Annotated in this window: 28 protein-coding genes and 1 tRNA gene; 9 read left to right on the top strand and 20 right to left on the bottom strand. The window is 60.8% G+C overall.

The window, feature by feature from the left end:
• Positions 1-2: 2 nt before the first annotated feature.
• Both AC1DPX_RS29645 and AC1DPX_RS29650 read right to left on the bottom strand, forming a co-directional pair.
• Positions 3-1,124, bottom strand: a complete 1,122-nt coding sequence (locus tag AC1DPX_RS29645) for a CobW family GTP-binding protein (protein ID WP_477241131.1) — start codon at positions 1,122-1,124, stop codon at positions 3-5.
• A 4-nt stretch (positions 1,125-1,128) separates the two neighbouring features.
• On the bottom strand, positions 1,129-2,295 hold the full coding sequence (locus tag AC1DPX_RS29650) for a D-alanyl-D-alanine carboxypeptidase family protein (protein ID WP_202357663.1): 1,167 nt from the start codon (positions 2,293-2,295) through the stop codon (positions 1,129-1,131).
• 254 nt (positions 2,296-2,549) lie between these two features.
• Here AC1DPX_RS29650 and AC1DPX_RS29655 point away from each other — a divergent pair, with 254 nt between their 5' ends.
• Together AC1DPX_RS29655 and AC1DPX_RS29660 are read left to right on the top strand one after the other, a co-directional pair.
• Positions 2,550-3,713, top strand: a complete 1,164-nt coding sequence (locus tag AC1DPX_RS29655; protein ID WP_202357662.1) for a M20 aminoacylase family protein — start codon at positions 2,550-2,552, stop codon at positions 3,711-3,713.
• A gap of 83 nt (positions 3,714-3,796) precedes the next feature.
• Positions 3,797-3,873: transfer RNA gene (locus tag AC1DPX_RS29660), tRNA-Arg, on the top strand.
• Positions 3,874-4,508: 635 nt separating this feature from the next.
• Here the strand turns inward: AC1DPX_RS29660 and AC1DPX_RS29665 are convergent.
• Together AC1DPX_RS29665 and AC1DPX_RS29670 are read right to left on the bottom strand one after the other, a co-directional pair.
• Positions 4,509-4,880, bottom strand: coding sequence for a nuclear transport factor 2 family protein (locus tag AC1DPX_RS29665; protein WP_477241133.1), 372 nt, complete (start codon positions 4,878-4,880; stop codon positions 4,509-4,511).
• 69 nt (positions 4,881-4,949) lie between these two features.
• Positions 4,950-5,339 (bottom strand): nuclear transport factor 2 family protein, encoded by a 390-nt coding sequence (locus AC1DPX_RS29670; RefSeq protein WP_477241135.1) that lies wholly within the window; start codon positions 5,337-5,339, stop codon positions 4,950-4,952.
• Positions 5,340-5,492: 153 nt separating this feature from the next.
• Between AC1DPX_RS29670 and AC1DPX_RS29675 the strand changes: the two genes are divergently transcribed.
• The gene (locus AC1DPX_RS29675) at positions 5,493-6,377 is read left to right on the top strand and encodes an AraC family transcriptional regulator (protein ID WP_477241137.1); all 885 of its coding nucleotides are present in this window, start codon (positions 5,493-5,495) and stop codon (positions 6,375-6,377) included.
• Between the two features lie 187 nt (positions 6,378-6,564).
• Here AC1DPX_RS29675 and AC1DPX_RS29680 read toward each other — a convergent pair whose 3' ends face one another.
• Positions 6,565-7,419, bottom strand: coding sequence for an NmrA family NAD(P)-binding protein (locus AC1DPX_RS29680; RefSeq protein ID WP_477241139.1), 855 nt, complete (start codon positions 7,417-7,419; stop codon positions 6,565-6,567).
• Here AC1DPX_RS29680 and AC1DPX_RS29685 point away from each other — a divergent pair.
• Positions 7,402-7,860, top strand: a complete 459-nt coding sequence (locus AC1DPX_RS29685; protein WP_477241141.1) for a winged helix-turn-helix transcriptional regulator — start codon at positions 7,402-7,404, stop codon at positions 7,858-7,860. The genes AC1DPX_RS29680 and AC1DPX_RS29685 overlap by 18 nt on opposite strands.
• A gap of 110 nt (positions 7,861-7,970) precedes the next feature.
• On the opposite strand, the gene AC1DPX_RS29690 is transcribed toward AC1DPX_RS29685, so the two are convergent.
• Positions 7,971-8,435 carry an Lrp/AsnC family transcriptional regulator gene (locus tag AC1DPX_RS29690; protein ID WP_477241143.1) on the bottom strand — a complete coding sequence of 155 codons (465 nt, stop codon included), beginning with the start codon at positions 8,433-8,435 and terminating at the stop codon, positions 7,971-7,973.
• Positions 8,436-8,575: 140 nt separating this feature from the next.
• Here AC1DPX_RS29690 and AC1DPX_RS29695 point away from each other — a divergent pair, with 140 nt between their 5' ends.
• Positions 8,576-9,778 carry a MalY/PatB family protein gene (locus tag AC1DPX_RS29695; protein WP_477241145.1) on the top strand — a complete coding sequence of 401 codons (1,203 nt, stop codon included), beginning with the start codon at positions 8,576-8,578 and terminating at the stop codon, positions 9,776-9,778.
• A 56-nt stretch (positions 9,779-9,834) separates the two neighbouring features.
• Here the strand turns inward: AC1DPX_RS29695 and AC1DPX_RS29700 are convergent, their stop codons facing one another.
• The 6 genes from AC1DPX_RS29700 to AC1DPX_RS29725 are packed head-to-tail and all read right to left on the bottom strand — an operon-like array spanning position 9,835 to position 14,634.
• Entirely contained in the window at positions 9,835-11,415 is a 1,581-nt protein-coding gene (locus tag AC1DPX_RS29700) for a phytoene desaturase family protein (RefSeq protein ID WP_477241147.1), read from the bottom strand.
• Between the two features lie 55 nt (positions 11,416-11,470).
• Entirely contained in the window at positions 11,471-12,370 is a 900-nt protein-coding gene (locus AC1DPX_RS29705; RefSeq protein ID WP_477241149.1) for a fumarylacetoacetate hydrolase family protein, read from the bottom strand.
• 16 nt (positions 12,371-12,386) lie between these two features.
• Entirely contained in the window at positions 12,387-12,782 is a 396-nt protein-coding gene (locus AC1DPX_RS29710) for a RidA family protein (RefSeq protein WP_477241151.1), read from the bottom strand.
• 10 nt (positions 12,783-12,792) lie between these two features.
• A complete protein-coding gene (locus tag AC1DPX_RS29715; protein ID WP_477241153.1) occupies positions 12,793-13,848 on the bottom strand; it encodes an Ldh family oxidoreductase in 1,056 nt (351 codons plus the stop codon).
• A complete protein-coding gene (locus AC1DPX_RS29720; RefSeq protein ID WP_477241155.1) occupies positions 13,845-14,267 on the bottom strand; it encodes a cupin domain-containing protein in 423 nt (140 codons plus the stop codon). Before AC1DPX_RS29720 ends, AC1DPX_RS29715 begins: the two co-directional genes overlap by 4 nt.
• A gap of 37 nt (positions 14,268-14,304) precedes the next feature.
• Positions 14,305-14,634: a cupin domain-containing protein gene (locus tag AC1DPX_RS29725; protein WP_477241157.1), complete on the bottom strand. Its 330-nt coding sequence runs from the start codon at positions 14,632-14,634 to the stop codon at positions 14,305-14,307.
• Between the two features lie 227 nt (positions 14,635-14,861).
• On the opposite strand from AC1DPX_RS29725, the gene AC1DPX_RS29730 reads away from it, so the two are divergent.
• From AC1DPX_RS29730 to AC1DPX_RS29745, 4 genes are all read left to right on the top strand, one after another.
• Positions 14,862-15,758, top strand: a complete 897-nt coding sequence (locus tag AC1DPX_RS29730) for an FAD binding domain-containing protein (RefSeq protein ID WP_477241159.1) — start codon at positions 14,862-14,864, stop codon at positions 15,756-15,758.
• 10 nt (positions 15,759-15,768) lie between these two features.
• A complete protein-coding gene (locus AC1DPX_RS29735) occupies positions 15,769-16,251 on the top strand; it encodes a (2Fe-2S)-binding protein (protein ID WP_477241161.1) in 483 nt (160 codons plus the stop codon).
• Between the two features lie 2 nt (positions 16,252-16,253).
• On the top strand, positions 16,254-16,787 hold the full coding sequence (locus AC1DPX_RS29740; protein ID WP_477241163.1) for a CoxG family protein: 534 nt from the start codon (positions 16,254-16,256) through the stop codon (positions 16,785-16,787).
• Between the two features lie 130 nt (positions 16,788-16,917).
• Positions 16,918-17,793, top strand: a complete 876-nt coding sequence (locus AC1DPX_RS29745) for a LysR family transcriptional regulator (protein ID WP_477228708.1) — start codon at positions 16,918-16,920, stop codon at positions 17,791-17,793.
• Between the two features lie 349 nt (positions 17,794-18,142).
• Here the strand turns inward: AC1DPX_RS29745 and AC1DPX_RS29750 are convergent, their stop codons facing one another.
• From AC1DPX_RS29750 to AC1DPX_RS29785, 8 genes are all read right to left on the bottom strand, one after another.
• Entirely contained in the window at positions 18,143-18,361 is a 219-nt protein-coding gene (locus AC1DPX_RS29750) for a hypothetical protein (protein ID WP_477241165.1), read from the bottom strand.
• Between the two features lie 206 nt (positions 18,362-18,567).
• Entirely contained in the window at positions 18,568-19,167 is a 600-nt protein-coding gene (locus tag AC1DPX_RS29755) for a VOC family protein (RefSeq protein WP_477241167.1), read from the bottom strand.
• A gap of 71 nt (positions 19,168-19,238) precedes the next feature.
• Positions 19,239-20,069: an ATP-binding cassette domain-containing protein gene (locus tag AC1DPX_RS29760; protein WP_477241169.1), complete on the bottom strand. Its 831-nt coding sequence runs from the start codon at positions 20,067-20,069 to the stop codon at positions 19,239-19,241.
• Positions 20,062-20,943, bottom strand: coding sequence for an ABC transporter ATP-binding protein (locus AC1DPX_RS29765; RefSeq protein ID WP_477241171.1), 882 nt, complete (start codon positions 20,941-20,943; stop codon positions 20,062-20,064). The genes AC1DPX_RS29760 and AC1DPX_RS29765 overlap by 8 nt, the downstream gene beginning before the upstream one ends.
• On the bottom strand, positions 20,940-21,788 hold the full coding sequence (locus tag AC1DPX_RS29770; RefSeq protein WP_013527973.1) for an ABC transporter permease: 849 nt from the start codon (positions 21,786-21,788) through the stop codon (positions 20,940-20,942). The genes AC1DPX_RS29765 and AC1DPX_RS29770 overlap by 4 nt, the downstream gene beginning before the upstream one ends.
• Entirely contained in the window at positions 21,781-22,788 is a 1,008-nt protein-coding gene (locus AC1DPX_RS29775; RefSeq protein ID WP_477241173.1) for an ABC transporter permease, read from the bottom strand. The genes AC1DPX_RS29770 and AC1DPX_RS29775 overlap by 8 nt, the downstream gene beginning before the upstream one ends.
• Before the next feature lie 130 nt (positions 22,789-22,918).
• A complete protein-coding gene (locus tag AC1DPX_RS29780; protein ID WP_477241175.1) occupies positions 22,919-24,451 on the bottom strand; it encodes an ABC transporter substrate-binding protein in 1,533 nt (510 codons plus the stop codon).
• Positions 24,452-24,649: 198 nt separating this feature from the next.
• Entirely contained in the window at positions 24,650-26,221 is a 1,572-nt protein-coding gene (locus AC1DPX_RS29785) for a phytoene desaturase family protein (protein WP_477241177.1), read from the bottom strand.
• Positions 26,222-26,539 lie beyond the last annotated feature (318 nt).

Genomic DNA, 26,539 nt, shown 5'->3' on the forward strand with positions numbered 1-26,539 from the left:
CGCTATCTTCCGGCGATCGCCAGCGGATTGTTTTCCAGTGCCGCACGGTCGGGTGTGTCGATCGACGGCCGGTTGGTGAAGGCGGCGAACAGCCGGCGCACATAGTCTTCCGGCATGTCAAGCGTGATCAGCACCAGCCGCGTGCCGCGCTGGCCGTCCGGCCAGGCGGGCAGCCTTGCCGGCGGATGCAGGATCTTCTGCACGCCGTGGATGACCAGCGGGCGTGACGGATCTTCGCTGAGTTCGATCACACCCTTCATGCGCAGCAGTTTCTCGCCATGCGTCGAACGCAACAGGTCGAGGAACATCTCTATTGCCGAAAACGGCACCGGACCGTCATGGACCAGCGAATAGGAACGCACGCGCTGATCGTGGCGATGGCCATGGTCATGACTGTGATCATGACTATGCCCGTGGTCATGACCGTCATGGTGATGGTCGTGATCATGTGCCGCTTCCTCGCCGAGCCAGCGGCGCACGTCTGCGGATTTGGTGGCGGGATTGTAGAGGCCGCAGTCAAACAGCGCCGCCACACCCGTTGTTGAATTGCCGGCACCGAGCAGTTCGGCGCCCGGATTGATCTGCCGCAGGCGCGAGCGCAGCGTATCGAGGTCGCCGGCATCGGTCGCCAGGTCGGCCTTGCTGAGCACGATACGGTCGGCGACGGCGACCTGCTTGACCGCCTCGACATGGCCGTCGAGCGTGGCGTTCCCGTTGACCGCGTCGACCAACGTGATGACGCCGTCGAGCCGAAAAGCCTGGACGAGCGCCGGATGCGCCATGATCGACTGCAGCACCGGCGCCGGGTCGGCCAGTCCCGTGGTCTCGACGATGACGCGGGCAAGCCGGGCGATGCGGCCGGTCTGCAGCCGGTCGACCAGGTCGGCCAGCGTGTCGACCAGTTCGCCGCGCACGGTGCAGCACAGGCAGCCGTCGGAAAGCTGGATGATGCCGTCGGAAGCCTGCTCCACCAGCAGATGGTCGATCGCCACCTCGCCATATTCGTTGATGATGACCGCCGTGTCGGCGAGCGCCGGGTCTTTCAGCAGCCGGTTGAGCAGCGTCGTCTTGCCCGCTCCAAGGAAGCCGGTCAGCACCGAGACGGGGATCGGGAATCCGCTCATCAGGTCAGTTCGCGACCTTGACCGGCTGGTCGCCTTGCGCTGCGGTACCCACCACTTTCGGGCCGGTGCCAGCCGGTACCGGCTTGTCGGGCCGCCAGCTCGGGATCGGCACGTCGGCATATTCCTGGCCGCCCTGGTCGAGCATCGCCTTGGGTGCCGGGCCCGTCGCGCCGCCGAGGCCGACGGCAACCAGCGTCGGCACATGGTCGAGCTTTTCCTGATAGGGCGATTTCGGCGCGTCCTTGACGGCAGCCGCAGGCGGCGCCTCGGACTGCTCCTCCGGCGTCTTCTTCTTGCAAACCTCGTCATGCATGTCGTTGGGCGAGACCGTGTCGCCATAAGGCGCCAGCGTCGCAACGGTGGCCGAGCCGGCGGCTTGCGTGTCGAACCCCTGGTCGAGCAGTTTTGCCGCGGCCTCGGCACGGCTGACCGCCGACTTCTCGCCAAGCACGACCGCGACCAGCGTACGGCCGTTGCGCGTCGCCGAACCGATCATGTTGAAGCCGGAAGGGCAGACGAAGCCCGTCTTCATGCCATCGGCGCCGGGATAGCGGCCGATCAGGAGATTGTAGTTCGGAATGGCCTTCTTGCCGACGGCGAGACCTTCGATCGAGAACCACGACGCATATTGCGGAAACTCGCGGCGGATCGCCATCACCAGGACCGAAAGGTCGCGCGCCGTCGTGTACTGGTCGGGCGAATAAAGGCCGTTCGGGTTGACGAAATGGGTGCCGTTCATGCCGAGCCGGGCCGCCTCGGCATTCATCCTTTCGGCGAAGGCGGCCTGTGAGCCGCCGACATTCTCACCGACCGCCATGGCGATGTCGTTGGCCGATTTGACCAGCATCATCTTCAGCGCATTGTCGAGCCGCATCACCGAGCCCGGCTTGAAACCCATCTTGCTTGGCGGCTCGCCGGCGGAATGCTTGGTCACCTTGATCGGCGAATCGAGCTGGACCTCGCCGGCCGCGATCGCACGGAAGGTCACATAGGCGGTCATCAGCTTGCTGAGCGAGGCCGGATACCAGCGTTTGAAGGCATCCTGATGCTGCAGGATCTGGCCGTTCTTCAGGTCGAAGACAACCACCGGATTGGCCAGCGCCGATCCAGCCAGGACCGACAGCATGATTGCGCCAGCCGAGAATAGTTTGAGGAAATGCCTGTGCCGCATGATCTAATCCGAAATCGCCTCTTGCCCTGATTGCCCCTGGCTCCGTAAGATTTCGTTACGCGACCGCCAGCAGAATAGGTCCGACCCTCAAAAAACGGACCGCATCGGTGCGGTGCTATTTAGCCTATGTGACGCCAACATGGCAAAGTGCCTGACAATCACAATTCCAAAACCCCGGGCACAATTGTAAAACCCGGGCACAATTGCAAAACACCAGGCTGAAGCCGGCTGCTCCAACAACGAATGGAACCATCATGCCAATCCTGAACCGCGCCGCTGAAATGCAGGACGAAGTCGCCGGCTGGCGCCGGCATCTGCACCAGACACCGGAGCTGAATTTCGATGTCTTCAAGACGGCGGCTTTCGTCACCGAAAAGCTGAAGGAGTTCGGTTGCGACGATGTGGTCACCGGCCTCGGCAAGACCGGCGTCGTCGGCATCATTCGCGGCCGCCAGGGTGAAGGCGCCACCATCGGCCTGCGCGCCGACATGGATGCGCTGCCGCTCAACGAGATCACTGGCAAGCCCTATGCCTCGACCGTTCCCGGCAAGATGCACGCCTGCGGCCATGACGGCCACACGGCGATGCTTTTGGGTGCGGCCAAATACCTCGCCGAGACGCGCAATTTCGCTGGCTCCGTGGCGGTCATCTTCCAGCCGGCGGAGGAAGGCGGCGGCGGCGGCAACGAAATGGTCAAGGACGGCATGATGGAGCGATTCGACATCGCAAAAGTGTTCGGCATGCACAACATGCCGGGCCTGCCGGTCGGCCAGTTCGCCATCCGCCCGGGCCCGATCATGGCCGCGACGGCCGAATTCACCATCACCGTGAAAGGCCGGGGCGGCCATGCCGCCATGCCGCACGGCACGATCGATCCGATCGTCATCACCAGCCAACTGGTCGGCGCGCTGCAGACGATCGCCTCGCGCAGCACCGATCCGGTCGAGGCCGTGGTGGTCTCTGTGACCAAGTTCCATGCCGGCGACGCCTACAACATCATTCCGGAATCGGCCGAGATCGCCGGCACCGTGCGCACCTTGCGCAAGGAAATCGCCAAGAAATCGGAAGAGCGCATCCGCACCATCTGCGACGGGCTGGCGACCGCTTTCGGCGCCAAGATCGAGGTCGACTACCAGGCGAACTACCCCGTGACCTTCAACCATGCCGAAGAGACGGTGTTTGCAAGCGATATCGCGGCCAACGTCGCCGGTGACGCCCATGTCCACCGCGGCATCCAGCCGGTGATGGGCGGCGAGGATTTCTCCTACATGCTGGAAGCCCGCCCCGGCGCCTTCATCTTCATCGGCAATGGCGACACCGCCGGTCTTCACAACCCGGCCTACGATTTCAACGACGAGGCCATTCCGCACGGCATGAGCTACTGGGTGAAACTGGCGGAAACCGCGCTGGCCGCCTGAAGTTTATTGCCAGAAGGCCGGCCGATTGCATGCGGTCGGCCTCTTGGCGAAACGGTCCGAAGCGGTTATGTGTCGGACCGCGTGGTCCCGTAGCTCAGTAGGATAGAGCGGCAGATTCCTAATCTGTAGGTCACAGGTTCGATTCCTGTCGGGATCACCACGCATTATCAATAGCTTAGCGAAATTTCTGCCGTACTTTTTTGCTACATTTTCCTCGAAACTAGTACGGCGAATTTGGCAGACCTTTAAACTTTGAGCACGCTGCTTGAGGAAGAAACGATCGCTTCTCCCGGAAAGCGGAACGCTGCAATGCCCGATTGATAGCGGCCAATCGAGTGTTCCCGATCGGCCGTAACCAGCGTGTTTTCGCGAACAGGATCCGTGGCCGCGAACGCCGGCTGCACGGGTTTTGCGACACCAACAAGCACAGCCCAGAGATCATGCGGCAGCCATCATCGCCCGACGCCTGTCCGTCGAACATCGCGGCAAACGCGCGATCCTCGTTGACGGCGCCCGCCACGGCAGGAGCTTGAAATTGCTCAAGGACTTGTCGGACGACGAGATCGACTGCCGCATGCCGGCAGCCCGACGCGAACCCGGCGCAAGCAGCCGCCCGCAGTTGAGACGCTGAGCGCATCGCCTTCGACGAGCGAAGGCGATCGAGGGGCATCTTCGATGCCTGGATGAGGCTCTTGGCCTCAGTCTGAATAACTCTACCTCATGCCGCAGATATCGCCGCAGCAACGAACTGCGGCGGCAGCGGCAGCCTCATCAGTATTCACGTGATTCTTCGCCCTAGAACATTGGATTGTTGTTTGCGCGCGTCTCGGGCATTGGCATCATCGCATCCCAGTGCTCGGCCAGCTTGCCGTTCTCGACGCGATAGATGTCGATAAATCTCCATTCCTTTCCCGCCATCTCGTAGCGAGAATGAATAATGACGATGTCGCCGTCGGCAACCACATGCTTGAACTCGATTTTCTGTTTCTGGACTCCTTGCGAAGCAAGCATTTGTGCAAGTAGCTTTACGCCTTCGGGGCCATCAGCAATTGTCGGGTTGTGCTGGACGAAGTCCTTGCTCAGGCAGTCGTCAACTGCTGAGACGTCCAAATCACCGAAAATTCGCTGGTAGGCGGTAGTGACGATCTGCTTGTTGTTCGCACTCATTGCGACTCCAGGGACCAATGTGGCAGGAGCGGGAACACTTTCCTCCCAGCTGCGGTAGATGCGGTGACTTTACTTGCCCCAGAAGGCGTCTTCCTGTTCTGGGTCCGAGGAGAACAGCCACACTTCGACGATCTTGCCGTCTGCAATGCGCAGCAGATCGATACCGGGCTGGTCGACCTTGGCGCCTTCGCGCTGGCCGGCGAACTCGATCTCGATGGCAACCAGGTTGCCGTTGGCGAGATAGCGATGGGCATGGGTGATCGCGAAACTGCCGCCGGACTTGGTCATCATAGCGGCCATCATGGCGCCAAATTCGGCAATGCCGTTCTTGGTGCCCGAGAACTGGTTGGCGCCGGGCTGATGCCAAATCACCTGCGGGGAAAGCAAACCGCCAAGCGCGGCCTGGTCGCCGGTCTGGACGGCTTTGATGTAGCTCTTTGCGATATTTATATTGGTCATTTTCTGTCTCTCATTGTGGATCTTGGGGCTGCCGCGATATGAACCGCGCCGTTCATAAAGTGATAATAACGAGTACTACACCTTGCTGTCGTGGTTGATGCGAGCCGAAATCTGATACTTAATGGACTTCGGTGCTGACGGGCGAAGACGGTCATGGCGAAGAACAGGACAAAGGTAGATCAACTCGCCTACCGCCCGCGCGCCCGCGACCTCGACGTCGAGATCTTCCGTTTTTCCGACTTGCGCGGTCGGGTCACCCGGGCCGAAATCCTCGCGCTGTACCACTATTCCTTCCACACGCTGATCTGCCTCACAGAAGGTGAAGTGACCCAGTTGGTGGACTTCCAGCCGGTCACCTGCTCGGCCGGCTCGCTCCTCGTGCTCAGGCCGGGCCAGGTTCACAGCTTTGGCAGCGATGAGGGATGGGACGGATGGATGGTGCTGTTCCGGGCGGAGTTCCTGCCGTCGGAGACGCAGACGACCGCCGATCTGCTGCCGGCTCTCGGTCTCGACCGGCTACCAGATCATCTATCGCTGTCGGCTGCGGATTTTCATGCTGTCAGCGAGGTCATCACCAGGATGCAGCTCGATGCGGCGATCGATGCCGTGGCCAAGGATGTGCACGCTCTGCTGCGCTACCAGCTTTGCGCGCTGCTTCTACGCCTCACTATCCTACAGGATCGGGAGGTGGATACTGCCGAGGCACGGAGCCTGGCAGTGCAGCGATTTGCCAAATTTCGCAAGCTGGTCGAACAGAACTATGCCGGCTGGCATCAGGTATCCGCCTATGCAGCGGCCCTGGGTTGCACGCAGAAGAGCCTGACCCGGGCGGCGCTGGAAGCCACCGGCCGGAGCGCCAAGAGTGTCATCACGGCTCGTATCGCCCTCGAGGCAAAACGGCTGCTGGTCCATACCGACAGACCCATTTACCTCATCGCAGAGGGCCTGGGGTTCGAGGAGGCAACCAACTTCGCCAAGTTCTTCAAGCGTGAGACGGACTGCAGCCCGCTCGGTTTTCGTCGGCAATACAAGACCTGATTGCGCTTGAGGGTGGTGGCCTGCGGGACGTAGCGGCCGGTTACGCAGGCAGCTTCGATGCGCTCGGCCACCAGCGCTTGCATCGCCAAAGCCAGGGATCGTGGATACCGATATCTTCCAGATGTCTGACTATTCCCAGCAGGTACTCGGCCATCGACCCGGAATAGCCATTGCGACGATGCTTGGGTTAGCGGCCCAGAGAGTTCGCCAGCCATGTCTGGACACTAACCGGTTCGATCCCCAACAGGGTTTTCGAACTGGTCCTTGTATCGATCGTGTTCGCAGGAGCCTGCCAATGCGTCTGGTAGAACTGAACGACGCCGGCAAATGCCGGGCCAAAGAAAGGCTCGATCAAATCCCCAAACGCTTCGGGCGTTTGCGCTTCAAAAGTCACGTTGCGGCCAAAATGCTTGCTGAAGCCGGCCGCCAGATCCGCACCAAGCAGCCCGGGCAAGTGACCGATGCCGACAACGCCCGTCAATGTCCTGTCCAGCAGCAGGCGTTCTGCCACCTTGGCCACGTCCGCATGGGAGCTCCACGAAACGGCATAGTCAGGCCGAATTGGGTAGCGCAGAACGCCCGCTGAGGTGACTGTCGCAGAGACCATCGGGAGCAGCAGGTTTTCAAGGTACAGCCGGGGCGCAACGATAGCATTTGAAACGCCACTGCCCTTGACGCCGTTGATCAGTGTCATGATGGCGGAATCGGCGGGCGCCTGCAGCGGGCTGTCTGGCGTATCCACAACCGCACCGCTGGTCGAAATTACCACACGCGACGGTCGCCCAGCGCGGACGGCCGCAACGATGTTGTCGGCATAGCTTTGGCGCAGGGCCTCCGGAGCCTGGGGCAGGTGCACGAAAATGCCTTCGGCCTGGTCGTATGCGCTGATCAGAGAGTCCGTGGACGCGGCATCGGCAGTCACCGCATGGTCGCCATTCTCGGCATTGCGCGATGCTGCCTTGACCGATTTTCCTGTCGTTTTGAGGCGCTCGAACAGGGGCGCACCTTGTGCGCCGGTGGCACCGTGGATGATGAAAGACATGGGCATTATCTCGGCAAGCTGTTAGAAAGCGGCATCAGTGCATTCTGTGCATCGGTTACGTCAAATGCACTAATGGACACCACGCAGAATTATTTAGAGCGGAAAGCGAGCATGGCTGATCATTGTCTTCCAGAGTGTGGTGTTGAACGCTGCCTGCTGTTGCTGGACGGACCTTGGGCAACGCTGATCGTTCGAGAACTGCTCGTGGGTCCACGACGGTTCAATGAACTAAAAACAGCATTGGACGGCGTAAGCGCGCACACGCTCACCCATCGGCTCAAACGTTTTGAGCAACATGGCATTGTCACCCGGACCGCTTTTGCCGAGACACCGCCAAGAGTTGTCTATGAATTGACACCTGTGGGCATGACGCTCAGTGGCGTGCTGAATGCCATGAACGCCTGGGGTGTTTCGGTCGCCGACGAGCGGCTTGCGGGCTAGGTGATCTGCTTCGGCACTCCAGGAGGAGCGCTTCGCACGCGAACGGCAACGGCGCTCGGGCGCCATCTCGGATGGAGGCAGATTTCTGGTTCTCCCTGTCTGCACAGAGGTCAACGTGAATCTATTTTCGGCGTCAGGAAGCTCTTCTTGATTTCGCCAAACACGAAATTGGTCTCCCAGGACCCGATGCCCGGCAGCTCTGAGAGTTTGTTGCGCACGAATTCTTCATAACTATCCAATGAGGCGGTGAACACCTGAAGTAGATAATCCTGCCGTCCTGACATGAGATAACAGGCGGTGATCTCGGATGTTCGGCGGATACCCACCTCGAATTCTGCCATGGCGCTTTTGCTCTGCGCCGCGAGCCGGACCAGAATGAAGGCGATGATCGGCATTCCGAGGGCCCTATGGCTGAGCCGCGCACCATAACCTTCTATGAGGCCGGCTTCTTCCAAAAGCCGGACGCGCCTGTGGCATGGAGAGGGTGACAGATTCACGCGCTCGCTTAACTCTTGATTGGTGAGCCGACCGTCTTTTTGCAACTCTATAAGGATCTTGGAATCAATCTCATCCATTTCGTCGTTCCTTAGTGGAATCTGCCAGTGATTGGCTACAGAGGCAAAAACATTAGCAAGAATTATGTCAATTCGCGCAATAAGCTGCTTCAGCGTTACGATGTCAGCGCAATCCACCCACGCTTTCTGGTTAGTGTCCAATGCACCACGATTTCGACCGCCTGATTTCTCGTCTCGATAGCAATGCGTCGGCGGCTGAAGGGTATGAGAAATATCTCTTCCCGCAGAGGACCGCGCCCGTCGTGCTCGATCGGCCGAAAGAGGACATCATCCAGATGTGGGTCGCCGATATGCAGTTCGCCGCCCCACAAGCCGCGCTGGATGCCATGTTGAATCGGCTGAAGCATCCGATATTCGGCTATACGATGAACTACGACGACCAACTCTATGACGTCTTCCACGCCTGGTGCCAGCGCCGGCACGGTTGGAGCTTTCCGCGCGAGCAGCTGGTCTTGTCGCTCGGTGTCATTCCTGCACTGTTCGGCCTTGTCAATTATCTCTGCGGACCGCACGACAAAGTGCTGACTCTCAGCCCTTCCTACGGTTACTTCAAGCACGCTGCGGTGAAGAGCGGCCGAACATTGGTCACATCACCGCTCATCAACAATGATGGCCGCTACGAGGTCGATTTCAAAGATTTCGAAGAGAAGGCGGCGGACATCTCGGTCAAGGTCTTCTTCCTGTGTCACCCACACAATCCAACCGGGCGGCTGTGGAGCGAAGCCGAGTTGCGGCGCCTCGCGGAAATCTGCTTCAAGCACGGCTTGAAGATCATTTCCGACGAAATCCATTGCGACCTGCTTCGCTGCGGGCTCAAACACACGCCCCTCGCCAAGCTTTTCCCGGAAAGCCGCGAGATCGTCACATGCATGGCGGTGAGTAAGACCTTCAATCTCGCCGGCATGATGATTGCTACAATCGTCATCCCCGATGAGGCGCTAAGAGCGGTATGGAACGAACTGCACTATCCGTTCATCAACCCGATTAGCCTTGCGGCCGCGATCGGTTCCTATCGCGGCGGCGAGGCATGGTTGGACGAACTGCGGATCTACCTGGATGGGAACTTTGCACTTGCAGACGAGTTTGTGCGGGGGCATCTCCCGAATGCAAGGTTGCGTATTCCCGAGGCGACCTATCTCGCCTGGATCGACATGCGCGGGTATTTCTCAGGTTCGGTCGACCTGACGCGCTTCTTCCTCGAACGGGCCGGTGTTGTCATCGAGGGTGGCGAAATGTTCGTGGACAGCGGCGAGGGCCACGTCCGGCTGAACCTTGCTTGCCCCCGTTCCGTCTTGCAGGACGGGCTCGACCGGTTCCGAAACGCAATTTTGGCGAATCAATAGTTTGGGGTCAGCTTGGTAGCCGGCTATGCACAGCGGGCAGGTCCTAGCCTTGCGCATCATCCCGTCAGATGCTGCGCGAGCAGGAAGCCGGAACCGCCGCCCACCCCGGATCCTGGATGGGTCGAGGCTCCGATCAAATAAAGCCCTTCGACATCGGTCTTGTGGTTGACACTGCGCTTGAACGGCCGCCACAGCAACGCTTGATCGATGGTGGAAGAGCCGCCGTAAGGATCGCCGCCAACCAGATTGATATTCATGGCTTCGATATCAGCGGGCGAATAGGCTCGACGTGCTACTACGGATTCCTGGAATCCGTCGATATGCGCCGCAAGCATAGCCTCCACCCGATCGGCATAGGCCTCGCGCAGGCTCTCGGTCCACCGTCCGTCTTCTGGCGAGCTCAGCTGGCCAGCCGCATCGCCCTTGACGAAGCGGGGCGCCTCCGGCATTTGCAGCCACAAGATGGCCTTGCCGGGCGGGCAGCGCGACGGGTCAAGCACATGCGGTTGCTGAACGCAGATCGTCGGCAGTTCCGGGAGCATACCGCGTAAGGCTTCGTTGCAAGCCTTGGAAACCCCATCGATGCCGGCGGTGAGATGCACCACCGCGGCCTGGGCCAGTTCAGCGTTCTTCCAGGCCGGCATGCGGTCGAGTGCGTAGTGCATCTGGAAATTGCCCTTGCCGTGGCGATAGTTCGCGACCGCATCTGGCTCGTTCATGACTTGGGCACCGCCAAGCAGCCTTTCATACAGCTGGGTCGGCGTCATCGAGCAGATGACCCCTTTCGCGGCGGAAAATTCCGCGCCCGAGGCAATGCGAACTCCCGTAGCGCGACCTTCCGTCCTGATCACGCTCACCACGTCGGCCTGCGTCTTGATCGTTCCTCTGCGCTCCGCGATCAACGTCGAGAAGGCGGAAAGCAGCTTGCCAGCCCCGCCCTTGACAACCGGCGAGCCACCAGCCTCCAGCGAGAATCCGATAACTTTGCCTATCTGGCCAGAAAAGGCATCCTCAGGACCAAGGCCTGCATGAAGCGACCAAGGGGCCCACAGAGCCCTGGCGACATCGGAGCGGTAGCTCGACTCGAGCCAGGAACGGGCCGGCGTCAGTGCATTGCCAACCACGGCTTTGAGCCCGAGTGGCCCGCGCCGCCAGGCTTCCGTCAGCAGCAGCTTAAGTGTCGCGAAGCTCCACAGGCGCCCGCCCAGCAGGCCGAACAGCAAAGCCGCATCCCTCTCGATTCCTTCCACGTCCCGACGATAATTCGCGCCATCGCCCGAGGCGAGCATGTCCAGCGCCTGGACATTATCATCCCGGTCGCGCCTGATGACCAGATGTCGGCCGTCGGGCAGTACCACCGCATGCGGCACATCAGTATTGCAGAATTCCACGCCAAGGCGCTCGAGATCGGATCCTAGCGCAGAATATGCGGGCCCGGTCACAAACAGGATGAAGGTCGTTGCCATCACGTCGTGGACGAAGCCCGGCGCGGTAATCTCCCCGCTGCGCATGCAGCCGCCGATGCGGTCATTGCGTTCCAAGACCAGTACGCGCTGTCCCTTGCCGCCCAGCATGGCGGCACAGACCAGCGCGTTGATACCGCTACCCACGACGATGTAATCAAAGTTGGTGTTCATGGTCGAACGCTCCCAATGGTGTCGCTTGACCTGCCGCCACTGCGAAAAGCGCATATCAGGCGAGCGACACGTCGCTTTGTCCGCGAAGGTCCAGGTGGACGAGCGTATTGTCCAAGCTTCCGATGCCATCCACCGAAACTACCACGTGGTCGCCCTCGCCCATGAAGATCGGAGGTTCGCGCGCGTTTCCGATGCCGGCCGGCGTACCCGTTAGCAGCACATCGCCGGGATACAGCGTCATGCCGAATGAGAGTTCGGCGATGAGTTCGTCGATAGGGAAGGCCATTTGCTTGGTTGACGCATGTTGAACGCGTTGGCCGTTGAGATAGCACTCGATCCAGAGGTCTTCGAAGCGAATTTCGTCCAGCGTGACGAGGGTCGGCCCGAGCGGCATCGTGCCGTCGACGCTTTTGCCCTTGAACCACTGTCCGCCATGCCGGCGCTGCAAATCACGCTGGCTGACGTCGTTGGCCAAGGTGATGCCGAAGATGTGGTCGAGCGCCTGCGCACGCGCGATGCTGCGCCCGCCCTTGCCTATGACAATGGCTATTTCGGCTTCATAGTCCCATTTGGCGGAGATCCCGGAGTCATAAGCGATTGGATCGTAGGGGCCGATGACCGTCGAAGGGCTCTTGGTGAAGAAGGTCGGCGCTTTGGGACGGTCCACGTCCTGGCCCTCGCGCTTGCCCTTGCTTTCCTCGAAATGGTCCCAGTAGTTCCAGCCGCAGCACAACACGTCACGGCGGAAGCGCGTAATCGGCGCGGCGAAGGTAAAGTCATCAACGCGCGCGCGCGACGCATCGGCCAGCGCCGCCTTCGCGGCCGCCAGCCCTTGCGCGCCCATTTCAATGATGCCAACGACGTCCGGAGCGACATCCTCCAGAAGCACAGCCTTGCCGTGATCGATCAGCGCCGGCAGGACGCGCTCCTTGTGCCGAATGGAAGCAAACCGCATTGAGGATCAACTCCGATTAGTAAAGTACAGCGATGGCGCTGATCTCGATCAGATATTCGGGCTTTACCATCTTGCTGACCTCAACCATTGTCGACGCAGGGGCCTCATTCGGAAAATATTCGCGGCGGACCTTATGGATCGCGTCAAAATGCTCGATGTTGCGGACATAGACGTCTACCCGGCAGATGTCCTCCAGAGTGCCGCCGGCCTCCTCCACGGCCGCCTTGACGTTATCGAGAACCTGGCGCGTCTGGAYCGAAACGTCGCCAATGCCGGCGATTGTGCCGTCTGCCTTGCGGGCGGTCATACCGGAGATGAACAGCAGCTTGCCCTTGGCTTCCGTGATGCTGGCCTGCGAAAAGTGGCCGTTCGGAACGGCCAGTTTACTGGATGTGATGGATTTCTTGGGCATGTCGGCCTCGCTAGGTTGGATTGGAAAACGGAAATGGCACGTTGGCTCGCTGAGCCGCCTGTTCAAGGCTACGCAGCGTCGCCGGATCAACCGGACAGTCCTTTTTGGCGAGCCGCCGCGCATTGCTGGCGGGATCGCCCGGCGCCATGACTGGAGAAGCAGGGTCAACCGGGCGCGAGGTCCGGATGCGCTCTATCACCTCGCCGACCAGTCCCTCGAAAGACGCAGGCGACCGGAACGCATCGACCTGGATTGCAAGGAAGAAATGCGCGCAGTCATAGGGTTGGCCTGGATCGCCATACAAAGGCTTGATCGCGGAGCCGACGCCGCCAGACGAAAGGCCACCAGCAAGCAGATCAATCATCACCGCCAGCCCAAAGCCTTTCGGGCCAGCCGCGGGCAGCAGCATTCCCTCGATGGCGGCGGCGGGATCGGTGGTGGGAACGCCGTTCTTGTCGGTTGCCCAGTCCCCGGGAATGGCGCGGCCGGCAGCGGCGGCGATTCTGATTTTGCCCATCGCGGCGGCACTCAGCGCCATGTCGAGGACCACCGGCTCATCCGGGGCAGGCACCGCGATTGCCAGCGGGTTGTTACCTACGAGTGGCTCGGCCCCGCCAACACCCGGCATCAACGGACGCGTGTTGGAAAGGACGATGCCGACGCAGCCTGCCCGAGCAAGTTCGCTCGCCCAATGCCCGGCTGTGCCGAAGTGGAAGCCACGCCTGACCGCGACCGCACCGAGGCCATGCTCCCGGGCGCCGTCCAGCGCCAGGGCGATAGCCGTTCGAGAAGTCAGTTGCCCTAGCCCGTTTTCCGCGTCGACGACGGCAACACCGCCCTTGCGTGAGACCACCTGGCCTTGTGACCTGGCATCAACCGAGCCCGCCTCTAGCCGCGACAGGTACATCGGCACGAGCATGACGCCATGGGACGGGACACCCTCCTGATCCGCCAACACAAGGCATTGCGATACGTAGCGGGCATCGTCGGGCCGCACGCCCTTCGTGACGAAGAGCGACGCCGCGAACGCGACGAGATCGGCGACAGGCACACGGTGCTTCGTCATCGTGCGTCCTGCTCGTCCGTATACCAGTCCGGCATCTTCGGATAATGAGGGCCGTCATAGATCTCCACGACGACCGTCTCTTCATGAGCGAGCGTCGGGCCGTGAACATTGCCCTTGGGGTTGAGATAGAAGGAGCCGGCCCTCAGCGTCACGCCGGTCGACGTGTATTCGTAATGCCCAGATAGGCAGAACATCATCTGGTTCGAAGCGTGCATATGCGGCGAAGGGATGCTGGCGCCTTTGGCGAATTTGATGAGGGCAACAGAGGCGCCGGTTGCCTCATCGCGCCAGAGCATCTTCTCAAAAACGCCAGGCAACGACTTCGCCCGCCATTCCATCGCGTTGGTGTCCACGAGCAGTTCTTCGAGTGAAGGCATGCCGTTTGGCGTGCCTGGAATGGTTGCGTCAGAACTCGCCATTTGCTGTTTCCGTTATTCGTTTGTTTTGCGGGATCACCTAGATGGCGGCCTTCGGCTGATCGAGCAGCTCGACCAAGACATTTCGATAGTGGAAGGTGCTCGTATTGCGCAGTTGGTGCGGTTCGCCCGGCTGCCTGTAGAGCGCCTGCCCCGGCTGCTCGTGTGTATTCACGATGCGGCCGCTGACGAATTCCATCACGTTCTCGCCTGCGGTGATCGGAATGACGAGATAGGTATGGTGATGTTCGTGCCAGCGCTGTAGTTGGCCCGGCGCCAGTTCCAGGCTCCATACCCGGACTTGGCTGTTTTCAAAAATGATCTTATCTCCGATCGGACCAAGCTCGAGGCCATCCGGCGCTAACGTCATTACAAAAGTCCCAGCGTTGTTACAGGTTGAATGCCACGGCATCGTCGTGTCTTGAATTGGATATACGACAGGCCTGAGCGGCCATTCGATGCCGGCGTCCGGACAATTTGTTGCGCAATGCGCATTCATTCGCATTGCGGCCGGCGCAACCAACAAGACACGTGGCTGCATTGATACCCGGCCTGTTCGATGGCTAAATCGGCCCAAACAAGTGGCAGAGGTCGCGCATGTATCCAAGCCGTTTCGACTACATCAAAGTGGCAAGCTTCTCGGAAGCATCCGCTGCGCTGGTAGACGGAGGGTCCGACGCCAAGTTGATGGCTGGCGGCCAGACTCTGATTCCGATGATGAAGCTCCGGCTTCTCGCGCCGAAACTCCTTATCGATCTCACCGGTATCCAGGGCGCGGACGAGGTGACGCTCGGCGACGACCTGATCGAGATCGGCGCGCTCACGCGGCATGGGGTTGCGGGCAAGTCAGAGGCGGCCAAGACCTATCCCATCATTCAGGACTGCGCGCTTGGCATCGCCGATGCCCAGGTCCGCAACATGGGCACCATCGGCGGAAGCATCGCCGAGGCTGATCCCTGCGCTTGCTGGCCGGCCTTGCTGACGACCCTCGATGCCGTAGCCCTCTGCGAGGGCTCGGAGGGCACCCGTGTGCAGCCGATCCGCACTCTGCTGGCGGACGCCTATACGCCCGCGCTCGCCATGGGCGAGATCATCACGCGCATCGCTATCCCGCGTGAATCGCTCGACGGGATCGGGACCTTCGTTGCCTTCAAGCGCTCGGCGCCGGCCTATCCGACCGCTAGCTGCGCCCTGCAGGTCAATCTGGATGGCGACATCGTCCGTTCACTGAGAATCGGATTCGGCTGCCTGGGCCTCACCGCCCTGCCGTTCGACGCGGCCAACGAGATCGCCGCCGGCAAGGTGTTCAATGAGGCACTTGCAAAGCTGATCGGCGACGCGGCGTCACAATTCGTTGAGCCGCTTTCCGACAACAAGGGCTCGGAAGCCTACAAGCGCAATTTGGCACGCGGTCTTGTCATTCGCGCGTTCGATGTCATCGCTCGCCGGCGAGCCGGCATCGAGGTCAGGGATACTCACCACTATTATGGATAGTCCGCACGCCATGAACACGCACAAGAAGACAATCCGGCTCACGGTGAATGGCAAGGCCATAGAAGCGCAAGTCGAGCCCCGGATGCTGCTGGTCGAATTCCTCCGGCATTCACTCGAACTGACCGGCACCCACATTGGCTGTGACACCAGCTATTGCGGAGCATGCACGATTCTCCTGGACGGGCGCGCGGCCAAATCCTGCACGTTGTTGGCTGTCCAGGCCGACGGTAAGACGATTCGCACCGTGGAGGGACTTGCGGCCAAGGACGGCACACTCAGCGTCCTCCAGAAATGCTTTTCTGAAAATCATGCGCTGCAATGCGGCTTTTGTACGCCCGGCTTCCTGATCTCGGCAACCTCGCTGCTTGCTGAGAATCCCAACCCTGATGAAACGGCGGTTCGCAAGGGTCTCGCCGGCAACACATGCCGCTGCACGGGCTACACGCCAATAGTCGATGCAGTACTCGCTGCATCCCAGATGGGAAAGAACTAGTAATGAACGTCAATCTCAACGGGCAGTTCGAGGCCGCAGCCGAGCCCGAAGCAGTCTATGATTTCATAACCGACCCGGACAAGTTCGCGCCGATCCTCCCCTACTTCAAGGGGCTCACCAAGACGTCCGAAACCGAATTCACAGTGACACTGGAAGTCGGCGTGCCACAAATCCGCGGAAAATCAGATGTCCAGACCAAGCGGATCAGCGCCGAGCGCCCGACATTCGTCAAATATCAATTGAGTGGGCGTCATGCGCTGGGCATAATGGACGCTAAGATGACATTTGAGATCGAGCCGCTGGGGGTCGGCAGTCGCGTCGACTGGACGGTCGAAGCGATCGTTAGCGGCAAACTCGCATCGTTGGCGCAGGGCATCCTCATCCCCCTGGCAAATCGGCAAATCAAATCGCTCGCGCAGGCTGCCCAAAACGCACTCGGCGGACCTCCAGGAGGCGCGGTCGCTGTCCAGCCTGGTTTGGTCGCGAGGGGCGCGGCGTCATTCAAGGATTTCTTCGGCGGCAAAACTGCTAAGTAACAAGGGCACGCCAGCCGGATTGCAGAGTTAGGAGAAAGCACTGAAATCGACGAGGAGAATTGGCGCAACGTCCGACATCTCCCTTGAGAGCAACACGTCGCGGGAGTTCAAGGATGAACGCATCGATTATCTGTATCGAGCCTACAGGCTCGGCACGATGCGCGCGGCAAGCGAATCGTTGGACATTGCCCCTTCCTCGATCAGCCGGCACATAGCCAGCCTCGAGGAAGAGCTCGGCATCGACCTTATCGAGCGAGGGCGTCACGTCGTGCGCCTCACGGCGGCCGGGGCGCGTGTTCTGGAATACTACCGCGATCGAGCTTCACAGCGAGAGACCCTACTCACGGAACTTGACGACCTGAAGGGCTTGCGCAGCGGCCATCTCGACGTGGCGATCGGGACTGGACTGTTGCGGACGATCTTCGCTGAGGCACTGGCAAGTTTTTCGAAACGCTACTCCCAGATCTCGATTTCGGTTCGCAGCCTGTCTTCGCGGGAAATCATCCCGCTGGTGGCCGAGGATGAATGCTATTTTGGTGTCGTCATGGGGCCGACCGGCGATCCAAGGATACGCGTCATCAACTCTTTCTCACAGCCCACCTGCCTGATCTGCCGGCCCGAACACGCACTGGCGGGACGCGCCAGCATTTCGCTGGATGAGCTCGCCGGCCACAGGATTATCCTTCCCGACATTGGGTTCCGCGTTCGTCAACAACTAGCCGAAATTCAGGAACAGACGGGCCGCCGGATACCCGTTGTGATGACAAGCAATTCGATCCAGACGATCCTTGACTGCGTGGTTGCCAATCTCGGCGCGACTGTGCTGTCGGTAACGTCGGTGCCGGAGCATCTGACTAAAAGCGACCTTGTCGCCGTGCCCATCGATGACCCCCTCTTGCAAGCGAGCCGTGTGCAGATCATCAAACGCAACGGTCGCCGTCTGCCGGCGAGCGCGCTCGCCCTGATCGAAACACTCGAACACCTGCTACGCAATGCCACCCCTTGACCTGCAATCCACCCCTGCGTCACATTCTGAGCAAGAGGCTTATGACGATGCGGTCGGTCGTGGCACCGATAGCCCTTCCCTGAGAGTTCAAAGAAGCGTCGCATACGTGGTTTGCGCGCCTCCTTGGCGAAAGTCGAAGTCACTGGATCGGCACGGCCGAAATCCACTGCATCAGTGCATCGAGCACCACGCTCCTACCGAAACCAGCCGTCGCCCCAACGGATCACTAATGCATGTCGCCCAGAAGCAGCGGTTCTGGGACAACGACATGCATAAAAACAAAGACTTAAAGCGTGTCGCCAGAATCCGTTTCAGCGCGACACGCCTTAGTTGCCGCCACTGCCTATGTTTAGCGAAGCTTTTTAGGGCGCTTTTCGAGCAGGTTCTCTTCCCAGATTGGTGGCTTTCCAGGTAGGCCGAGCTTTATGCGCTGGAACTCAGCATAGCCCTCGGCACCGACTTGAGTTTTGAATGAATGCCTAGTTACTTTTCCATTTTCGACGATTTGGACAATCCATTCACCGTCGACATTTTTCAACCGCACGTCATTCGGTTCTCCGGCAACCATACCCGTCACCCGTTTCAGCGATTGTGGCCTGGCTGCTGACCCATCATCTGGACCGCAGATCATTTGATTCCGAAGTGACTGGCCGGTCAGAGGTCCTGATTTCGCGGTAGAGGGCCAGAGCGGATGTTGCGTCCGCGGGCGCGTTTTTCGCGAGTATCAAGAGCTCAGCTCAAGGGGCAAACCTCAAGCCGGACCATATCAACCCATCACTTTGCTGGCTCTTTCGGGCTCCACAGCACAGTCTCGGCGCCTTTTTCATACGCCATGCCGTCGGGATAGCTGATCGCTTCCAACTGCAATCCCCAAGGTGCCTGGAAATAGATAATGGTCTGCCCGGCCGCAGGGCCTTCCTTGACAGGCAGCGGCCCGAGCCGTGTTGCTACGCCTTTGGCCTGCAGATAGGCCTTCACGGCCGCGACGTCGTCGACGTAGAAAGCGATGTGGAAGCCCCCGATATCACTGTTCTTGGCATGAAGGTCCTTCTGGTCGGGTGCGGTGTATTTGAACAGCTCGATGTTCGATCCATAGCCGCAGCGCAGTTGCGTGATCTGTTCGATAACCGCTTTCGGGTCAACGCCGGCCAGATCTTGCATGAAGGTGCCCTTGTCATCGGAAAACGGGCCAAACGACATCGCCTTCTTGCAGCCGACCACTTCGGTGAAGAAGTCGACCGCCTGCTTCATGTCAGGAACCGTGATGCCGGTGTGGTCGTGCCCGCGCATGCCGGGCATTGAACCAGCCGAAGCGGCTGCCATCGAGCCAAACAAGCCGATGGCAAACATCGTGCTGGCGATTGCGATCTTCATATCACCCTCCGTTAGCAGGCTTGCAAGTCATGGCGCACTTCCGAAGCCCGCTGTTCGGCGTGCGGTTGGATTTATTCCAGGGCCTTCGCCGGCGACTGCAGCCAGTCGGGATCGATTTCAGGCAGCGGAATGGCGCCGAGCAGGACGCGCGTGTAGGCTTCCTTCGGGCTTTCGAACAAGGCTTCGGTGGCGCTGGCCTCGACGATCACGCCCTCGCGCATGACGATGACTTGCCGGCACAGCCGCCGAATGACAGACAAATCGTGGCTGATGAAGGCCACGGTCAGGCCCATCTCGGCGGCAAGCTTTTCCAGCAAGGTCAGGATCTGTGCCTGCGTCGACACATCGAGCCCGGAGACGATCTCGTCGGCCAGCACGAATTTCGGCGACAGCGCCAGCGCGCGTGCAATGCCGACGCGCTGCCGCTGGCCGCCCGACAGTTCGTGGCGGTAGCGGCTGGCAAAGCTCTGCGGCAGCCCGACACGTTGCAGCGCCTCAGCGACGCGCCCTTTCAGATTGTCGCCAAGACCGTTCTGCTTGAGCGGTGCTGCGATGATGCTGGCGATGGTGCGGCGCGGGTTGAGCGACGACATCGGATCTTGAAAAATCATCTGCAGATTGCGGCGCAGAGGTCTCAACTCCGCTTCCGGCAGATGGGTGATATCCAGGCCCTCGAAGCTGATGCTGCCGGCGCTGGGCTCCAGCAGACGCACCAAGGCACGGCCGAGCGTCGACTTGCCCGACCCGGATTCGCCGACGATGCCGGTTACCGAGCCCCTGGGCAGGTCGAAATCCAGGCCTTTCAGGATCTGGGCCAATGGCGCGCGGCCAAACAGCGGCTTGCGCGTCATGTCGGGGAGCGCGACCTTCAGCCCACGCACGGAAAACAGCGGCTCAGCCATGCGGGCGCCTCCAGGCCTGGTCCGCGGCTGTGATCTCGGCGGCAAGCCCGGCCAGCACCGCCTCGTCCACGGGTTTTAGCGAAGCATATGGATCGGTGTAGCGTGGCGTCGCCGCCATCAACGCTCGCGTATAGGGGTGTTGCGGGGCGGCGAAGAGAGCTGCCGTCTCGGCCTCTTCCACCACCTTGCCGGCATAGAGCACCGACACCTTCTGGCTGATCTTGGCGACGACGCCGAGATCATGGGTGACGAACAGGATCGCGGTGCCGTGCTCGCGCTGCAATTGTGCGATCAGCCGCAGGATCTGCTTCTGCACGGTGACGTCGAGCGCCGTGGTCGGCTCGTCGGCGACGATCAGCCGTGGCTCGGCGGCGAAGGCGGCGGCGATCAGCACGCGCTGGCGCATGCCGCCGGACAGTTCGTGCGGATAGCTTTTGAGCACGCGGTCGGGGTCGCGGATCTGCACCTCGTCGAGCAACTGGCGAATGCGGGTATCGGCCTTCTCGCCACTCCAGCCGAGGATGCGCACCAGCCGGTCGGTCATCTGCGAGCCGATGCGGCGCGACGGGTTGAGCGCGGTCAGCGGGTCCTGCGGGATTAGCGCCGTGCGTGCCCCAATCAGCGTGCGCCGCGCCTTGGGCGGCAACTTGCCGAGGTCTTCGCCCTCGAGCAACATATCGCCTTCGACGATGCGCACGCTCGACGGCAGCACACCGAGCACAGCCTTGCCGATCATTGTCTTGCCGGCGCCGCTTTCGCCGACCAACGCGCGGACCTCGCCGGGTTGGACGGAGAGCGACACAGAACGCAGCACGCGCTGGCCGTTGGGCAGCACGGCGCTCAGATTGGCGATGTCAAGGCAGACCGCGCTCATCGCAGCACCGGGTCGAAGCGCGTCTTCAACGCCTCGCCGAACTGGCTGAACGACAGCACGGTGAGAATGAGCGTGATCAGCGGGAACACCAGCACCCACCAGGCCTGATGGATCGACAGCCGGCCCTCGGCGATGATGCCGCCCCAGGTCGGGTCGTCGGTCGAGATCGACAGATTGACGAAGGACAGGATCGCCTCGACGATGACGGCTATGCCCATTTCCAGCGACAGCAGCGCCACGATTGACGGCACCACATTGGGCAGCACTTCGCGCAGCATGATGCCGATGCGGCCATAGCCGGCGATGCGGGCATTCTCGACATAGTCCATGCGCGACTGGCCCATCGTCTCGGCACGGATCACCCGGCAGAAGCGCGTCCAGTCGATGATGGCGATGGCGAGGATGACGGAGCTCAAGCCCGTGCCGAGCACCGCAACCAAAAGGATGGCGAACAGCACCGGCGGAAACGCCATCCAGACATCGACGATGCGCGAGATGATGCGGTCGGCCCAGCCGCCGAAATAGCCGGCTATGAGCCCCAGCATCGAGCCGACCAGGCAGGCGGCGATGGCCGCGGCAAAAGCGACGATGAAGGCGATGCGGCCGCCGAAGATCAGTCGCGACAACAGATCGCGGCCGAGGCTGTCGGTGCCGAGCCAATAGCCAGGTTCGGCGCCGGCCATCCAGAACGGCGGCAACCGTTCCAGCATCAAATCCTGCGCCAGCGGATCCTGCGGCGCGACCAGCGGCGCGAAGATTGCCGCCAGAAGCGCCAGCAGCAGCCAACCGCCGGCAAGCCACAGACGCGGCGACACAGCTCGTCTTTGAGCGCGGCCCTCATCCATGGCGCAGCCTTGGATTGAGCAGCGCGTACATCATGTCGACGCTGAGGTTGATCAGCACGAACAGCAGCGCGAAGACCAGCACGATGCCCTGAATCAGCGGCAGGTCGCGGTTGATGACGGCGTCGATCGCCATGTTGCCGAGGCCCTCATAGGAAAACAGCCGCTCGACGATGACGGTGCCGCCGATGAGGAAGGTGAACTGCACGCCGACAAGCGTCAGCGTCGGCAAAGCGGCATTCTTCAGCGCCTCGCGCAGAATGACCTGCGTCTCCGAAAACCCCTTGACCCGGGCGAGCGTCACGTAGTCGAGCGTGACCACCTCCTTGAGCGACATCTTCAGCAGCCGCGAAATGACTGCCGCCAGCGGCAGCGCCAGCGCCAGCGCCGGCAGGACCATGTGGCCCATCAGATCCCGCGTCACGTCGAAGCGCAGCCGCACGATGCTCTCGAGCAGATAGAATTGCGTCGAAAACTGCAGATTGAGATCCGGCGAGACCCGACCGGATATGTAGAAGATGGGGGCCAGAACGCCGAACAGCAGGATCAGCACCAGGCCCCACAGGAAATCGGGAATGGACATAACCGCGCCGTTGGCAACATCGATCGCCCCCTCCGCAGCGGTGCCCTGCTCGCGCGTGCCAAGAACAGCGAGAGGCACGCCGATCAGCAGCGCGATCAGTAGTGCAAACGTCGACAGTTCAAGCGTCGCCGGGAGCCTGGAGAGCACCAGCGTCATGACATCCTGGCGCAAGGAGATCGACGTGCCGAAGTTGCCGTGCAAAACGCCGGACAGCCAGATGAAGAACTGTTGCACAATGGTCTTATCGAGCCCGTAGAGCGCGCGCAGCCGGGCAATGTCGGCATCGGTCGCACCGGGCGGAAGCATCATCGAGATTGGGTCGCCGGGCGCCACGCGGATAATGACGAAGACCACGACGGCGACGCCCAAAAGTGTGGCTGCGATCGTTAGCAGCCGAAGAACCAGTCGGTTCAGGATCATATTGGAAAGTCCAGAGAGGTAATAGGGATATGGCTGCTTCAGAAGCGCCATGCATGGCCGAGCAGGTTGCCCCCCCGATCAGGGAGGGGCTTCAAGCCAGCCGACACGCAAAGCTCATGACACCGGCGGCCTAAGCCGCCGGTGTCATGAGCGCCGGGAGGAGCGCGCCGGAAACATGCGGTACGACATTCACCTTTTTCGAATGCAGGATCGGCTGGGCGTATTGAACAAGCGGCAGCACATAGGCCTGTTCGGCGATGTATTTGTCGACCGCCTTCCAGCCGGCGATGCGTTTGGCCTCGTCCATCTCGCCCCAGAGCGGCCCGATCTTCGCATCGAGATCTGCCGTTTTCCATGACGAGCCCGGGCTCGGGCCGAACATGGCAAAGCCGGTCGAGCTTGATGGATCGCCCATCGAATTGCCCCAGTTATAGAAGGCGGCAGTCGCCAGCTTGTGCGCCTCGCGCAGTTCGAAATGCTTGGCGACTTCGTAGACTTCGATCGTGGCCTCGATGCCGACCTTGCGCCACATGCCAACGATCGCCTGGATCATTTCATAGTCCTTGGGCTTGAAGCCCTTGGTCGTCTGGATGGTGAACTTGACCGGCTTTTCCGGCGAATAGCCTGAAGCGGCGAGCAACTCCTTCGCCTTCTGCGGATTGTGTTCCATCTTGATGGACGGATCGAAGCCCACGTATTCCGGTGTCTGCAACGTATCGATCGGCCGTCCGTAGCCGCGCAGCAGGCGGTCGACCAGTAGCTTCTTGTCAACGGCCATCACGGCTGCCTGACGGACGTTCTTGTCCAGCATGGCGTCCTTGTTGTTGAAGAAAACCATCCCGATGTCGGAGATATTTGTACACGAGCCGGCAAGATTGCCCGCGGCCATTAGCCGGTCATACTCCTCATAGGGAACTTCGAGGGTCACCTGGGACGATCCGGATTCGATCTCAGCTACCCGGCTTGCCGTGTCGGTCACGAATCGAATTGTGACATCCTGGAAAGCCGGCTTGCCGCCCCAGTAATGAGGGTTAGCCTTCAGCCGCATGAAAGCGTTGCGCTCGAATTTGTCGACCATATAGGGTCCGGTTCCGATCGGCTTTGCCTCGAAGCCTTCCGGTCCGACCTTCTGATAGTAAGCCTTCGGCAGCACATAGCCGGTGAGGAACGACATCCATTTGAAGTAGGTTGGGTCAAACGTCACCACGTCGCCAGTGACCTTGTTGCCGTCGGTCTTGAAGTTGGTGGCCGTCTTCCAGATCGACTGAATCGGGTTGCCTGTCTCGGGCTTACCCGCGCGGTCGAGCGACCATGCAAGGTCTTCGGCGGTAAACGGCGACCCGTCGTGCCAGGTCACACCATCGCGGATGTTCATTATGACCTTCTTGCGGTCATCGCTCCAGCCCCATTGCGTGATCAGCCCCTTGTCAAGCGACAGGTCGGGCTTCTGCAGGATGATCTGGTCGAACACAGACTGGTAGAGACCCTGGATGGTCGGGTTGACAGACGACGGGCCGGCTGTCGGATCCCAGGAGGGAAGGTTCACATTATACGCGATCGTGAGATCGCTTGACTGGGCTCGAACAAGGTTCGGCATACCGAGCGTTGCCGCACCGAGCGCACCTGCGCCGTAGCCGAGCACTTTTCGTCTGTTGATTAGCATCTTGGTTCCCCTGTCGCTGTTGCGTACCGAAGCAGCCGTCCGATAACGCGCCCTGTCTGATGAGACCTTGGCCAAAGCCATGCCACACGCTGCTTTTTCGGCAATCTTAGTTGTTCCAAGGGGTCGGACAATGCGGCTGGAAAACTTGGTCTTTGCGTTCAATGCAACAACCGTTGGCCTCGTCGGGAGCGCTCCCGCTCACTTTCCAGCGAGGTTCTGGGCCAGCAGGAAGCCGGATCCGGCGCCAACGCCTGCTCCCGGCCAGACGGACGCGCCGACCAGATGAAGATTGCGAACGGGGGTGCTGCCGTTGGCGCGGCCCGCCGCCGGACGAAAAAGGAAGTTCTGCGCCAGATGGTGGCTGCCGCCCAGTCCATCGCCTCCAACCAGGTTGGCGTTCATTGACTGCAGGTCGAGCGGCGAAAAGACCTCCCGCGCCATTATGCTTTCCGTAAACCCAGGTGCGTGCTTTTCAATGATCGCAACGACGCGGTCCGCGTAGGCCTCCTTGGCCAAACCCCAGTCGGGTGAATCGATAGTGCCGGCTTCGTCGCCTTCGATGATCCTCGGAAGCATGCGCACCTGGATCCAAAGGATGTGATTGCCTTCGGGAGCCCGGCCGGGGTCGATCGCGGTCGTCTGGCCGACCACGAGCACCGGCTCCGCCGGCATGATGCCTGCGACCGCCTGCTGGTAGACGCGCGCCATTTGGTCAAGCGAGGGTGCGATGTGCACGTAGGCAAAACGGCGAAGCTCCTCGCTGGCGCGCCAATTCGGGAGGTCCTTCGTCGCGAGATGGACCATCAGGGTGCCTGGCGCATGTCTGAACTTGCCCATGGCCTGGTCGAAGCCGGCATTGCCCGAACTGCCGCCGAGCAATCCAAGCAGCGCGGAAGGCGTGACGCCGGCGATGACGGCCTTGGAGGCGGTCACCTGCTCGCCTGACGCAAGCACAACGCCGGTCGCACGATTGCCGTTGACGCTAATCGTCGCGACATCTGCATTGGTGCGGATGACGCCTCCCGCCGAGGTGATCAGCGTTTCCATCGCCTTGATCATGGTGTCGGCGCCGCCTTTGCCCAACACCAATCCAAAAGCCTGGCTGGCCATGGATTCCAGATAGGGGAAAATCGCTCCGCCTGGAATGTCTGGAGCAAAATCCAGATGCATGCCCCAGGCGGCCATGGTCGCGCGCACTTCCGGACTTTCGAAGTTTTGATCCAGCCATTCGCGAGAGGAGGAGAGCAGGAACCGCAACATCTCGAGCGAACCTCGCCCCCCCTTGGCACGCCAAATTGCCCACGCCGTTGCCATCAGCCCCCAGGCCGTCATTGGCGATCCAAGCAGACGCAGGAGCGGCCCAGAGTCCTTCGGGAACCGCTCGGCGAGGCGGCGCCATTGTTCGGCATCGCGGTGCGAGAGATTTACGAGCCGTGACAGATTGCGGTTTAGGTCGCTGCTGACGCCGAACCATTTGTCGTTCGGGAAGACACTGGCGAAGCAATCCGATGCCGGCGCGAAGGCAAGACCTGCCGCAACGAGCTTCTCCTGATAGGCGCGGTAGAAGGCAGAACCGGCGAAAAGGTTCAGGTTCATCGCGCCGAGATCGTGCCGATAGCCCGGAAGGGTGAGTTCCTCGGTGCGTACGGCGCCGCCGCAGACTGCGTTGCGCTCGAACACCCCAACCTTCCAGCCGCGTTGCGCGAGATGCGACGCACAGGCCAGCGCGTTGTGGCCGCCGCCTACGAGGATTGCGTCAAAGCTCGTCATTCCTGTCCTCCTTACGGCAAACTCACATTGCCCATACCGCGCTCACGGCCAGCTTTGGCTCGATCCCGTTTTTCCCGCCTTGACTGGAACGCCTGCCGCAAAGGCGTCCATCGACGCAAAATCTTTGGAAGGTCCCGTTCAGGACAGCCGAGATGCGGAGCTGCCAGGCACACGCGAATGCGTTGCTAGCGGTCCAGTCGGTGATCATGACGACAAGGCCCGCAGAAACGCATACGGCCATCGGCTGATTGCGGCGGCCTTCACTGCCCTTCACTCGATATCGGACCGTCCGGTACTAGCCGGTGATTCCGGTCGGCG

Source organism: Mesorhizobium sp. 01N446 (assembly GCF_056399285.1).